Origin of the sequence: Sphingomonas sp. (assembly GCF_030145815.1) — a bacterium.
Classification (GTDB): Bacteria; Pseudomonadota; Alphaproteobacteria; order Sphingomonadales; family Sphingomonadaceae; genus Sphingomonas.
Map to the genome: position 1 here is coordinate 1 of NZ_JAIXHL010000011.1, position 12978 is coordinate 12978.

At 66.2% G+C, this 12978-nt stretch carries 11 protein-coding genes; 1 reads left to right on the forward strand and 10 read right to left on the reverse strand.

What is annotated here, in order from left to right; all coding sequences use genetic code 11:
* The 7 genes from KYX69_RS11095 to KYX69_RS11125 form a co-directional block, all read right to left on the reverse strand.
* A partial coding sequence (locus tag KYX69_RS11095; RefSeq protein ID WP_300497176.1) for a DUF3035 domain-containing protein occupies positions 1-231 on the reverse strand: 231 nt, incomplete at its 3' end.
* Positions 224-748 (reverse strand): signal peptidase II, encoded by a 525-nt coding sequence (gene lspA, locus KYX69_RS11100; protein WP_300497505.1) that lies wholly within the window; start codon positions 746-748, stop codon positions 224-226. The genes KYX69_RS11095 and lspA, both read right to left, overlap by 8 nt.
* Before the next feature lie 14 nt (positions 749-762).
* Positions 763-3792, reverse strand: coding sequence for an isoleucine--tRNA ligase (locus KYX69_RS11105; protein ID WP_300497179.1), 3030 nt, complete (start codon positions 3790-3792; stop codon positions 763-765).
* A 280-nt stretch (positions 3793-4072) separates the two neighbouring features.
* The gene (locus KYX69_RS11110) at positions 4073-4999 is read right to left on the reverse strand and encodes a bifunctional riboflavin kinase/FAD synthetase (protein ID WP_300497181.1); all 927 of its coding nucleotides are present in this window, start codon (positions 4997-4999) and stop codon (positions 4073-4075) included.
* A gap of 163 nt (positions 5000-5162) precedes the next feature.
* The gene (locus KYX69_RS11115) at positions 5163-6332 is read right to left on the reverse strand and encodes a dipeptidase (RefSeq protein WP_300497184.1); all 1170 of its coding nucleotides are present in this window, start codon (positions 6330-6332) and stop codon (positions 5163-5165) included.
* A 115-nt stretch (positions 6333-6447) separates the two neighbouring features.
* Positions 6448-6924, reverse strand: a complete 477-nt coding sequence (locus tag KYX69_RS11120; RefSeq protein ID WP_300497186.1) for a dihydrofolate reductase — start codon at positions 6922-6924, stop codon at positions 6448-6450.
* A complete protein-coding gene (locus KYX69_RS11125; RefSeq protein WP_300497188.1) occupies positions 6921-7715 on the reverse strand; it encodes a thymidylate synthase in 795 nt (264 codons plus the stop codon). Before KYX69_RS11125 ends, KYX69_RS11120 begins: the two co-directional genes overlap by 4 nt.
* Before the next feature lie 125 nt (positions 7716-7840).
* On the opposite strand from KYX69_RS11125, the gene KYX69_RS11130 reads away from it, so the two are divergent.
* Positions 7841-8242, forward strand: coding sequence for a JAB domain-containing protein (locus tag KYX69_RS11130; RefSeq protein WP_300497191.1), 402 nt, complete (start codon positions 7841-7843; stop codon positions 8240-8242).
* Between the two features lie 36 nt (positions 8243-8278).
* On the opposite strand, the gene KYX69_RS11135 is transcribed toward KYX69_RS11130, so the two are convergent.
* The 3 genes from KYX69_RS11135 to KYX69_RS11145 form a co-directional block, all read right to left on the reverse strand.
* The gene (locus KYX69_RS11135) at positions 8279-9013 is read right to left on the reverse strand and encodes a class I SAM-dependent methyltransferase (protein ID WP_300497507.1); all 735 of its coding nucleotides are present in this window, start codon (positions 9011-9013) and stop codon (positions 8279-8281) included.
* Positions 9014-9036: 23 nt separating this feature from the next.
* Positions 9037-10164 (reverse strand): peptide chain release factor 2, encoded by a 1128-nt coding sequence (gene prfB, locus KYX69_RS11140; RefSeq protein WP_300497193.1) that lies wholly within the window; start codon positions 10162-10164, stop codon positions 9037-9039.
* 224 nt (positions 10165-10388) lie between these two features.
* A complete protein-coding gene (locus KYX69_RS11145) occupies positions 10389-12893 on the reverse strand; it encodes a penicillin-binding protein 1A (RefSeq protein ID WP_300497194.1) in 2505 nt (834 codons plus the stop codon).
* Positions 12894-12978 lie beyond the last annotated feature (85 nt).

Sequence of the window (12978 nt, forward strand, 5' to 3'; positions counted from 1 at the left end):
CCCGCCGAACAGCGCGTCAAGTGCCTGCTGGGCGGGGCCGCCGGCATCCTGCGGGCGCGGCGCACCCGGCTGGGGCGGGCGCATCGCGAAGTCGGGCGGGATCACCAGCGGCGCCTGACGCGCCACCGCGAATTCGTCGGGACGCTTGCGGTCGCCCAACATGCCGCTGCCACAGCTGGCGAGCAGGGTCGCCGAGCCGCAGATGGCGGCAACAAGCACGGACTTACGCATTGGCATTCTCCACAGGGGCGCCGGTGTCATCGGCCTTGGGTTTCTCACGCACGAACAGCGCCCGGATGAGCAGGATCAGGACGCCGATGGTAATCGCAGCATCGGCGACGTTAAAGACCAAAAAAGGGCGCCATTCGCCAAAGTGCAGATCGGCATAGTCGACGACATAGCCAAAGCGCACGCGATCGACGATATTCCCCAGCGCACCGCCCAGCACCAGCGCCAGCGCCAGCAGGTCGTGGCGGTTCTGCTCGCGCAGCATCCACCAGCCCACGCCCCCGGCAATCGCCGCGGTCAGCGCGACCAGCGCCCAGCGCATCGTGTCGGTCTCCGCCGCCAGCAGGCCCAGCGACACCCCGATATTGGCGACGAAGCGCAGGTCGAAAAAGGATACGACCTCAATCGCCTTGCCAGGCGCGTCGATGCCCAGCCCCTCGACCACCCATGCCTTCATCGCCTGATCGGCGACAAAGATCAGCAGGGCGAGGGCGAAGCCGATCGTGCGGTTGCGGTTCATCGATGCCATGTCTTTCACGAAACTACCGAGTCGCAGCGGTGGCACAGCATGCCATCGGCTTCAACCTCCGGAAGCAGACGCCAGCAGCGGCCGCACTTCTTATGCTCCGTCCGCTTGACCGCAACGCCCGCGCCCTCGCCATGATGAACATCGGCAACGATGAACACCTCGGCCAACTCCGCCGCCGGGCGTAGCAGGTTTGGCACCGTCACCTCGGCCTCCAGGCTGGAACGAATCACCTTCTCGCGCCGCAGCGGCTCGATCGCCTCGGTCACCGCCTCGCGCAACCGCCGGATATCCTCCCACTCCGTCGTGACGAGATCGTCGCCGGGCAGCGCCGGAAGCTCGGGCCATTCGAGGAAATGGACCGACCCATCCTCGGACGGGAAGCGCGCCTGCCACACTTCCTCGGCCGTGAAGGCGAGGATCGGCGCGGCATAGCGCACCAGCGCGTGGAACAGCGTGTCGAGCACCGTGCGATACGCCCGCCGCTTCGGGCTCTCCGCAGCGTCGCAGTACAGGCAATCCTTGCGGATATCGAAGAAGAAGGCCGACAGATCTTCGTTCATGAAGTCCGACAGCGCACGCGTATAGCGGTTGAACTCGTAAGCCTCCGCCGCCGCCTTCAGCTCGACATCGAGCATGCCGAGCTTGTGGAGCACATACAGCTCCAGCTCGGGCATCGCGTCGACCCCGACCTTCTCCGCATCGCTGAACCCGTCGAGCGCGCCGAGCAGGTAGCGGAAGGTGTTGCGGATCTTGCGATACGCGTCCCCGGTGCCCGCCAGCACCTCCTTGCCGATCCGCACATCCTCGAAATAATCGGTCTGCGCGACCCACAGCCGCAGGATGTCCGCGCCGCTCTCGCCGATGATCTTGAGCGGATCGACGACATTGCCGAGCGACTTGGACATTTTCCGCCCCTGCCCGTCGAGCGCGAAGCCATGCGTCAGCACCGCGTCGTACGGTGCCCGCCCGCGCGTCCCCGCGCTCTCCAGCAGCGACGACTGGAACCAGCCGCGATGCTGGTCCGACCCTTCGAGATACAGGTTGGCGCGCACACCCTCGCCATAGCGCGCCTCGATCACGAAGCTGTGGGTCGATCCGCTGTCGAACCACACGTCGAGGATGTCGTTGACCACCTCATACTCGGCGAGATCATAGTCCGGCCCCAGCAACGCCTGATGATCCGCCCCGAACCACGCATCCGCACCCCCGGCACGGAATGCGTCGAGGATGCGCGCATTGACCGCGTCGTCACGCAGATAATCGCCGCTCTGGCGATGGACATAAAGCGGGATCGGCACACCCCACGCACGCTGGCGCGAAATCACCCAGTCCGGACGCCCCTCGACCATCGCATGAATGCGGTTGCGGCTCTTCTCCGGCACCCACCGCGTCCGCTCGATCGCATCGAGCGCGAGGCCGCGCAGGGTGGGGGAATTGGACGGATTGACCACCGGCCCAAAACCCGCAGCTCCCGCAAAGCCCGGCAGTTCCGCGGCGACATCGCGCCCCGTCGCCCCGGCGGAGGCCGGGGCCGCCAGAGGCTCCTGTCCCGCGACAGCCGCATCGCCCGCGCCACCGCTGGCGGCCCCGGCCTGCGCCGGGGCGACGGCTTTATTGCCATCCATCGGAATGAACCACTGCGGCGTGCAGCGAAAGATGATTTTCGCCTTGGACCGCCAGCTATGCGGATAGCTGTGCGCGAAATCGTCCGACGCGGCGAGCAGCGCCCCGGCGGCGCGCAAATCGCTGCAGATCGGCCCGTCGCTTGCCACAAACTTCTTGTTGATCACCGATCCCTGACCGCCCAGCCACAGCCAGTCGGCGCGGTACAACCCCGCATCGTCGACCGCGAAGACGGGATCGATGCCATGCGCCTTGCACAGCAGGAAATCGTCCTCGCCATGATCGGGCGCCATATGGACCAGGCCGGTGCCCGCGTCGGTGGTGACGAATTCGCCGGGCAGGAACGGACGCGGTTTGGCAAAGAAGCTACCGAGATGGTGCATCGGGTGGCGGGCGGTGGCGCCGGCGAGGCTGGTGCCATCTACTCGGCTCATCTCTACGAATTCGATCTTCGGGCCACCGGCTGGGATCTGTGACAAGATGCGAGCAGCAAATGTCTCCACTAGATCGGTCGCGACCACAAACCGGGTATTCACGATCCAATCTAGGCCGTGCCAAGCAAAGCCCTCGAAGTCCTCGTCGTCCGCGGTCGGACTCCACTCACCACGAGCTTCCACAATCGAATAAACGATGCCCTCGCCATAGGCCAAAGCTTGGTTCACCGGGATTGTCCAAGGCGTCGTCGTCCAGATCACCGCATGCGCGCCGATCAACTCATCTGCTGTCGCATCGACGATCTCGAACGCGACGTCGATCTGCGTCGAGACCACATCCTCATATTCGACCTCGGCCTCGGCCAGTGCGGTCTTTTCGACCGGCGACCACATCACCGGCTTGGCCCCGCGATACAGCTGCCCCGACTCCGCGAACTTCAGCAATTCGCCCGCGATCGTCGCCTCGGCGTCGAACTTCATGGTGAGGTACGGATCGTCCCAATCGCCCATGACGCCCAGCCGCTCGAACTGCCCGCGCTGCACCGCGACCCATTTCTCGGCATAGGCGCGGCATTCGGCGCGGAATTCCGCCGCCGGCACCTCGTCCTTGTTCAGCTTCTTGGCGCGATACGCTTCCTCGATCTTCCACTCGATCGGCAGGCCGTGACAGTCCCAGCCGGGGACATAGGGCGCGTCCTTGCCCATCAGCGACTGGCTGCGAACGATGATGTCCTTGAGGATCTTGTTCATCGCATGGCCCATGTGAATGTCGCCATTCGCATAGGGCGGACCATCATGCAGGATGAACCGCTCCCGCCCCGCGCGCTGCTCGCGCAGCCGGTGATACAGGCCCAGCTTGGCCCAGCGCGCCAGAATCTCCGGCTCCTTGGCGGCAAGGCCGGCCTTCATCGGAAAGTCGGTCTTCGGCAGGAAGACGGTGTCGCGCCAGTCGCGTGCGGTGTCGGGTGTGTCGGTCATTTGCGGCGGGGATTAGCCTGTGTGGGGCGGTGGGGGAAGAAGAAGGTTTTTGGCGCGCACAAAGCCACGAAGGCGCGAAGAGAAGAAGAAAGGTGACTCACGCGGAGGCGCGGAGGCGCAGAGAGGCTTCGCTTAGCGCGAAGCGCCTGAATCCGACTGGCCGTTCCACTCGCCGATGGCGCGCGATGTGGGCCGCTCGCGCGGCAAGGGCAGTATCTTCGCGCCTCCGCGCCTCTGCGTGAACCAAATCTTCTTCGTGGCTTCGTGCCTTTGTGCGCAATCAATACGCCAGCGCGGCCTTCGCATCCTCGCAATCGCGCGCAATCTGCGCCTTCAGCGTGTCGAGATCGTCATATTTCGCCTCGTCGCGCAGAAAGTCGATCAACTGCACCTCGACCATCTGGCCATAGAGATCGCCCGAAAAGTCGAAGAAATAGGGTTCGAGCAGCTCCTCGGGTGGATCGATCATCGGGCGGATGCCGAAATTCGCCACCCCTTCCACCATCCGCCCATCCGCCAGCCGCGCGCGCACGGCATAGACGCCGTAGCGCGGGCGCAGATAGCTGCCGAGCCGGATATTGGCGGTCGGATAGCCCAGCTGCCGCCCCAGCTTCGCACCCCCCTCGACCACGCCCTCGATCGCAAAGGGCCGTGTCAGCAGCGCCGCCGCCTCCCGCGGCTGGCCCTGGCGCAGCGCATCGCGGATGCGGCTCGACGACACAACCTCACCCTCCGCCGCGACCGGCGACACGGTATCGACGCTGAACCCCAGCTCCGCGCCCAGCGCGGCCAGCACCGCGACATTGCCGTCGCGCCCCTTGCCAAAGGTGAAGTCCGCGCCGGTCACCACGCCCCCCGCGCCGATCAGCTCGACCAGCCGCTGCTGCGCAAACTCCCGTGCCGACAGGCTGGCAAGGGCGGCATCGAACCCGAACACCAGCATCGCGTCCGCACCCGCTGCGGCAAACAGCCGCGCGCGCTGGTCCAGCGTGGTCAGGCGAAAGGGCGGGGTATCGGGCCGGAAATGCCGCACCGGATGCGGATCGAACGTCGCGACGATGACCGGACGCCCTTCATCCCGCGCACGCGCCACCGCCCGACCCACCACCGCCTGGTGGCCCCGGTGAAAGCCATCGAAATTCCCCAGCGCAACGATCCCGCCGCGCAGATGCGCTGGGACCGAAGCCGCTCCGTCCAGCCGCTCCATGCGCGGGGGCTATAGTGCGAAGGGCGAGGCGTGCAAATCCTCCCCGGAACGGGGAGGGGGACCATCCGAAGGATGGTGGAGGGGGCCCGAGGCAACGGCGTCCGTTGCCGTGGGGCCCCTCCGTCAGCGCTACGCGCTGCCACCTCCCCGTGCCGGGGAGGATTTAGTTGGCCGACGCCATCCCCGCCCGGATCACCCGCAGCACATTGCCGCCCATCACCTTGCCGATCTCCTCCGGCGTAAACCCGCGATCGACCAAAGCCTGGGTCACATAGACCAGCTGCGCCGTATCGAACCCGGTCGTCACCGCACCGTCGAAGTCCGACCCCAGCCCGACATGGTCGATCCCCACCAGATCGCGGACATGCGCGATTGCGGCGGCGACCTTCTCCGGCTCGGTCCCACAGATCGCCGCGTCCCAGTATCCGATGCCGACCACGCCACCGGTCTTTGCCACACCGCGAATCTCGTCGTCGCTCAGGTTGCGGTTGACCTTGCACACCGCCTGCACCCCGCCATGGCTGGAGACAACAGGGCGCCTGGCCATCTTGAGCACCTCGGCGACGGTCGCGTGGCTCGAATGGGCGATGTCGACAATCATGCCGAGCTGCTCCATCCGCGCGATCGTCTGGCGGCCGAGCGGGGTCAGTCCGCCCTTTTGCTCGCCATGCATCGACCCGGCGATCTCATTGTCGAAGAAATGGACGAGGCCGGCCATGCGGAACCCGGCGTTGTAGAGCCGGTCGAGATTCTCGAGTCTGCCCTCCATATTCTGGAGCCCCTCGATCGACAGCAACCCGCCGACCGCCTTCTGCCCCGCCGCCCGCGCTGCCAGCAGCGCATCGAGCTCTCCCGGCGATCGGATCACATGCAACCGCCCCTCCGACCGCGCCGCCGCGCGCTCCAGCTTCTGGGCATGGAACAGCGAGCGTTCGAGCAGCGAGGTCCAGGTGCGCGGCGGCTGCAACTGCGCCACCGCAAGCAGCGTGATATTGTCGGTCTCGGCGGAGTTGGCGTCGTAATTCTGGCCCTTCGGCGTCTTGGTCACCGACGAAAACACCTGCAGCGCGACATTCCCCTCGATCAGCCGAGGCAGATCGACATGCCCCCGCGACGCGCGCTCCAGCACGTCTCTTTTCCAGAGCAGGGTGTCCTCATGCATGTCCGCGATCTGCAGCGTCGCGTGGAGCTTGCGGGTCGAGTCGGTGACGGTGGGCAGCTTGGTCGCGACGACCCGGTTCATGTCCTTTTCGACGATGCCGGGGGCTAGGATGAGGAAGGCGGCGACGGCCACCGCGATCAGCGCAAGTGCGCCCCAGAGCCATTTTTTCATCGCATCCCCTCCCAAGCTCGTCATGCCGGACTTGTTCCGGCATCCACCGCGCCGCCTATCCGATCGCTTGGGGTTCTGCGGCACAGTGGACCCCGGCACAAGGCCGGGGTGACGATCAGGGCAGGCGCTCCAGCGTCACGAAGCTGTATGCGGGCCGTTCGCCCTCGGCGGGATGGTCTTCCCGCGCCACCTGGCGCCACTCCGCCCCGAACGCCGGCACCACCGCATCGCCGTCAGGCGACACATGCACCTCGGTCAGCTCGACCCGCTCCGCAAGCGACAGAAATAATGCGAAAATCTCCGCCCCACCGATCACCGCGACATCGCCGTCGCCCGCGACCTGCAATGCCTCGTCAACCGAATGCACCACCTCCGCTCCCTCCGCGCGCCAGGCGGGATCGCGGGTCAGCACGATATGGCGACGGCCGGGCAGGGGGCTCGGAAACCCCTCGAACGTCTTGCGCCCCATCACCATCGGCTTGCCCATGGTCTGCGCCTTGAACCGCTTGAGGTCCGCCGGCAGCCGCCAGGGTAGGTCGCCATCGACCCCGATCACCCCATTATCGGCCCGCGCCAGATGAAAGGTGATCAAACCGCCACCGCGCCTTTGATATGCGGCTGCGCGACATAGTCGTGCAGCGCGAAATCCTCGAATTCATAGGCATCGATCGACGGCGGACGGCGCAGGATTTCCAGCCGCGGCAGCGGCCCCGGCGTGCGAGTCAGCTGCAATTCCGCCTGTTCGACATGGTTGGAGTAGAGGTGGCAATCGCCCCCGGTCCAGATGAACTCGCCCACCTCCAGATCGCATTGCTGCGCCAGCATATGGGTCAGCAGCGCATAGCTCGCGATGTTGAACGGCACGCCCAGAAAGATGTCTGCGCTGCGCTGATACAGCTGCAGCGACAGCTTGCCATTGGCGACATGGCACTGGAACAGGCAGTGGCACGGGGCCAGCGCCATCGCGTGCAACTCGCCCGGATTCCAGGCGGATACGATCATCCGCCGCGACGCGGGACTGGTCTTGAGCGTCTCGATCAGCTCCTTGATCTGGTCGATATGGCGGCCGTCCGGCGCCTCCCAATCGCGCCATTGCTTGCCATAGACCGGGCCGAGATCACCCTGTTCATCGGCCCATTCGTCCCAGATGCTGACCCGGCGGTCCTGCAGCCACTTCACATTGGTGTCGCCGCGCAGGAACCACAGCAATTCGATGAAGATGGATCTGATGTGCAGCTTCTTGGTCGTCAGCAGCGGAAAGCCCTCGGACAGGTCGAACCGCATCTGGTGGCCGAACACGCTCCGTGTCCCCACGCCGGTCCGGTCATTCTGCACCGCGCCATGGCGCAGCGCGCGTTCCATCAGGTCGAGATATTGCCGCATCGTCGATCAGCCTAGCCGAGCCATCGGGGGTCGCCAAGCGCGGTCAGTCCATTTTGGCGGTAATCCGGTCCGCACCGGGGCGAGTTGCGCTCGACCCGGCAGAGCCGCCGCGCGACGTTCCCCTCATGGCTGGCGCGTTGTCCGTTCTCTCCCCGGAAGCTCCCCCCGACGCGCTGGCCAGCCGGCTCGCGGCGGAGATCGCCGATGCGCAGCATGAGCTTGCAGTCTTCGCCTTTTGCGACTCGCGCGGAATCGTGATCGGTACCCGGCGCATCACTTCGCCCTGGGCGGATGCGGTGGAGCTGCCGCTGCGCCGGATCGTCGCCGATGCGGTTCTGCTGGACGCGGCGCGGGTGTTGATGGCCCATAACCATCCATCGGGCGAAGCCTGGCCCAGCCGCGCCGATCGCATGGTCACCGCCCGCCTAGCCCGCGCGCTTGCGGCGGTGGATACGCGGCTGGTCGATCATGTCGTGGTGGGGCGGGGCGGTGCGATGTGGAGCTTTCGCGCGGCGGGGTTGCTCTAGATAATCCTCCCCCGGCGGGTAGAATAGCGAAAGTGCTTACTCGTCGCCCATCGGTGCGCCGCTCGCCTTGGCGCTCGGGCGATTGGGGCAGGGCTTGATTGCGGACGGCTCAGGGCGCGGCCCCTCGGCCTTGAACATCGCCAGATATCCGCCGGCCGAGGGCATGTCGCGAATCGCGACTTGACGGTAGCCGACGGCAGCAAATTCGCATTTCAGCAGCGCGCGCGGCGTGCCGTGATTCTCCGTCGCGCGATCCGCATCGACTACCACCACCAAACCGTCGCGGCGCAGCGAGGGACGCATGCGCCACAGGAATTCGTAAGGCGATTCGATCTCGTGATACATGTGCACCATGAACACGCGGTCGAAGCTGTTCTCCGGCAGCTTCGGGTCCTCCGGCTCGCCCAGCCGCACGCTGACATTGTCGAGTCGGTCGCGCGCGACGCGCTGTGCGAGTGCATCGCGGACGCCCGGCACGATGTCCTGCGCCAGCACGCGGCCCTTGGCCCCGACCCGTGCGGCCAGACGGACGGTGTAATAGCCCTCGCCCGCGCCGATATCCGCGACCGTGGTGCCGGGGCGGATGTCCGCCATGTTCATCACCGTGTCGGCCTCGTTCAGTCGGTCGCGCGCCTCTTCGGTCGACCAGCGCGACGACACGATCGGTGCGACCGGGCGGTCGGCGGCGGGGAATGCGAGTTCTTCGCTCGGTTCCGGCTGGGGGCGCGGGCGCGTCTCGTCACAACCGGCAAGCAGCGCCGCCGGGATCAGGAACAACGCAGCGCCGGCCAGTCTCAATCGACATCCTCCACCTCGACCGTCTCGCCGGTCACGCGCTGTGATAGCGCAGCTGCCATGAACGGGTCGAGAGCCCCGTCGAGCACATCGGACGGTGCGGTCGATGTCACGCCGGTGCGCAGATCCTTCACCAGCTGATAAGGCTGGAGGACATAGGAACGGATCTGGTGACCCCATCCGATTTCGGTCTTAGCCGAATAGGTGCCGAGCGCCGCCGCCTCCCGCTTGGCCAGTTCGGCTTCGTAGAGGCGCGCCTTCAGCATCCCCATCGCGGTCGCCCGGTTCTTGTGCTGCGACCGGTCCTGCTGGCTGGCGACGATGATGCCCGACGGCACGTGCGTGATGCGGACCGCCGAATCGGTGGTGTTGACGTGCTGCCCGCCCGCGCCCGAGGCGCGATAGGTGTCGATCTTGAGGTCGCTTTCGTTGATCTCGATATCGATCGAATCGTCGATCACCGGATAGACCCAGACCGACGAGAAGCTGGTGTGCCGCCGCGCCGAGCTGTCATAGGGCGAGATACGGACGAGGCGGTGCACGCCGCTTTCGGTCTTGGCATAGCCATAGGCATTCTCGCCCTTGACCAGCAGCGTCGCGGACTTGATGCCGGCCTGCTCGCCGGCGTGATAGTCCATCAGCTCGACCTTGAAGCCATGACGCTCGGCCCAGCGGGTGTACATGCGCTGCAGCATTTCGGCCCAGTCCTGGCTCTCGGTCCCGCCAGCGCCCGAATGGACCTCAATATAGGTGTCGTTGGCGTCGGCCTCACCCGACAGCAGCGCCTTCACCTTGTCCTCCTCGGCGCGCGCGGCGAGTGCGGCGAGCGCCTGCGTGCCCTCGCTCGCCATGTCCTCGTCGCCCTCGGCCTCGGCCATCTCGATCAGCTCGCTGGTTTCAGCCAGTTCGCGCTCGATCGCGCGGGTCGCGGTGATCGATTCGTCCAAGCGACGGCGTTCGCGCATCACCTCCTGTGCCTCGCGGGGCTTGTCCCACAGGGTCGGGTCCTCGACGCGCGCATTCAGCTCGTCGAGCCGGCGCAGCGCCTTGTCCCAGTCGATGAAGCGGCGCAGCAATGCGAGCGCGGCGTTGATCTTGTCGGCATATGCCTGCGCTTCGGCGCGCATCGGGAAACCTTTCAAATAACCTTCGTTGCCCCGGCACAAACCGGGGCCGCCATTCACTCTCGTCGCCCCGGCGCAGGCCGGGGCCGCCACGTCACATCGACCAACGTCCCAACGAATCCCGAGGAAGCGCCTGCCGCCCGCCGGTTGCCTGACGCTGGCGATCCCGGCCTGCGCCGGGATATGGTCCGCGCTGACGCGGCCCAGGGGCCCGCGCCAGCGCGGACCTAGTAGATTCCACCCTCGCGTTGCAAGAAGTCGCTGTCGCGCGGTCCGTCCTGCTGCACCGCTTTCTTCTTTACCTCGGCCTTGGGGGCGTCCTCTTCGCGGCGGCTGCGGCGGCGCGGTTCGCTCTCGGGCTTGAACGCTTCCCAGATTACCGCGCCCTTGGGATCGGTGCCGGGCCAGGCGCCGAAGACCCGCTTGCCGGTGGTGCGGTCGATGCGGACCATGCGGATGCCGGCCGGCGCGGTGAAGGGCAGGACGTCCTCCTTCTCCAACGCCTTTTGTGCGAACGCCTTGAAAATCGGCGCGGCGATCGTGCCGCCTTGCGCATAGCCGCCCAGATTCACTGGCGTGTCATAGCCCATGTACAGGCCGGCGATCATCTGCGGCGTGCCACCGATGAACCACACGTCGCGCGGACCGGACGAGGTGCCGGTCTTGCCCATGATCGGGCGGTTGAGGTCGCGCAAGACCGTGGCGGTGCCGCGCTGAATCACGCCTTCGGTAATGTGCACCATTTGATACGCGCTCATCGCGTCGAGCACCTGGCGCGCGCGATTGACCGGGCGCGGCATCGGCTTGCCATCCCAATCGGGCATATTGCAGCGGTCACACGGGCGCCAGTTTTCCGGCCACACCACCTTGCCATGGCGGTTCTGCACGAAATCGATCAGCGTCGGATTGAGCGCGCGGCCATGGTTGACCAGGATCGAATAGGCGTTGACCATCCGCGTCACTGTCGTCTCACCTGCGCCGAGCGCATAGGAGAGATAGGGCGGATATTTCTGCTGGCTGACGCCCATGCGCTGCATCAGGTCAACGACCTTGTCCATGCCGGTCTGGTTCGCCGCCTGCACGGTCATCAGGTTGCGCGATTGTTCGATGCCCCAGCGCATCGTCTTCGGCCCCGCACCCCGCGTATTGCCGAAGTTGCGGAAGCATTTCTCGCCCAGCGCCGCGCCCTGCCACACGCAGAACGGGCCATCGACGATGATCGACGCCGGGGTCATCCCGTTTTCGAGCGCGGCGGCATAGACGATCGGCTTGATCGTGGACCCCGGCTGGCGCTGCGCCTGGGTCGCGCGGTTGAACGCCTGCACTGTCGCGTCGAAGCCGCCCTGCATCGCCAGGATGCGGCCGCTGCGCGGGTCCTGCACCACCATGCCACCCGAAATCTTGGGCACCGATCGCAGGCCGAACACGCCGCCCTCGGGCGCGACCGCGATCACATCGCCGGGCTTGAGCGCCGCAAAAGCGGTGCCGCCCTTGCCCCGCACCGGCATTTGCGCACCACCGCGCGGCAGCACGCCGGTGCGGCCATCACCAAAGCCGATCTGCGCGCTGCCCGCCGTCTTGGAAATGACGATCGCCGCGCGCCAATCCTCATAATCGAGGTCGATATTCTCGTTGAGCAAGGCGCTGCGCCAGCCATCGCCCTCGAACGGCTTTTCGCGCATCGGCCCGGACCAGCCGCGCCCGCGATCATAGCGGAGCAGACCGTCACGCAGCGCCTTTTGCGCGGCCTTTTGCAGTTCGGGATCGAACGACGTGCGGACCCACAGGCCGCCGGCATAGACGCTGTACGGGCCGTCGGTTTCCTCGTCGCCGAACTTGTCGATCAGCTGGCGGCGCACTTCCTCGATGAAATAGCCGCCGAGCGGGTCGGTCTTGGGCGTCTTGCGCGGCACCGCACCCAGCGGCGCGCTGACTGCGGCATCATGCTGCGCCTGATCGATATAGCCATTTTCGCGCATCTGCCCGAGCACCCAGTTGCGCCGCTCGATCGCGCGCTTCTCGTGCCGCTCGGGCATGTAATTGCTCGGGCCCTTGGGCAGGATCGCGAGATAGGCGAATTGCGGAATCGTCAGCTCGCGCACGCTCTTGTCGAAATAGGCGTTTGCCGCGGCCTCGACCCCGAACGCGTTTCGCCCCAGCGCGATCTGGTTGAGGTAGAGTTCGAGGATCTGCTCTTTCGACAGCGAATTTTCGATGCGGAAGGCGAGGATCGCCTCGCGCGCCTTGCGGACATAGCTGACCTCGTTGGTCAGCAGCAGGTTCTTCGCCACCTGTTGCGTGATGGTGGACGTGCCGCGCGGCGTCTCACCGCTGGTCAGCCCCTGCCACGCCGCGCGGACCAGGCCCGGATAATCGACGCCGCTATGCTGGAAAAAGGTCTTGTCCTCGGCGGAGAGGAAGGCGCCGACCAGCAGCTTGGGATATTCCTCGTACGACAGCTCGACCCGGCGATCGCGGGCGTAGCTGCGCAGCGGGGTGCCGTCACCGGCGCGGATATTGGTCGGCAGCGGCGGCTCGTAGCTGCGGAGCTTGTCGACTGACGGGAGGTCGCGCAGGAACAGCGCCCACAACACGATCGTCCCGACGCCCGCGAGCAGCGCCAGCCACGCGAGCAGCTTGAACCACCAGGTGCGGCGGATCGCCGCAAAGCGGTCGCCAGCATCCTCACGCGTGAATTTCAGCACGAAATTGGGTTGGGTGTCGTCCGCCATCGGGCGCGGGGTTTAGCAGGAAAGCGCCGCCTTGCCAGCGGGGGATGCGACGGGGTGAGGGGAGGGGGATTGGGACTGCCCGCGT

Excerpts from the sequence above, each read along its gene's own strand:
- KYX69_RS11145 (WP_300497194.1), bottom strand. The coding sequence starts at position 12,893 with ATGGCGGACGACACCCAACCCAATTTCGTGCTGAAATTCACGCGTGAG.
- KYX69_RS11105 (WP_300497179.1), bottom strand. The coding sequence starts at position 3,792 with ATGACCGACACACCCGACACCGCACGCGACTGGCGCGACACCGTCTTC.
- KYX69_RS11125 (WP_300497188.1), bottom strand. The coding sequence starts at position 7,715 with ATGCGGCAATATCTCGACCTGATGGAACGCGCGCTGCGCCATGGCGCG.
- KYX69_RS11130 (WP_300497191.1), top strand. The coding sequence starts at position 7,841 with ATGGCTGGCGCGTTGTCCGTTCTCTCCCCGGAAGCTCCCCCCGACGCG.
- KYX69_RS11115 (WP_300497184.1), bottom strand. The coding sequence starts at position 6,332 with ATGAAAAAATGGCTCTGGGGCGCACTTGCGCTGATCGCGGTGGCCGTC.
- KYX69_RS11110 (WP_300497181.1), bottom strand. The coding sequence starts at position 4,999 with ATGGAGCGGCTGGACGGAGCGGCTTCGGTCCCAGCGCATCTGCGCGGC.
- prfB (WP_300497193.1), bottom strand. The coding sequence starts at position 10,164 with ATGCGCGCCGAAGCGCAGGCATATGCCGACAAGATCAACGCCGCGCTC.
- lspA (WP_300497505.1), bottom strand. The coding sequence starts at position 748 with ATGAACCGCAACCGCACGATCGGCTTCGCCCTCGCCCTGCTGATCTTT.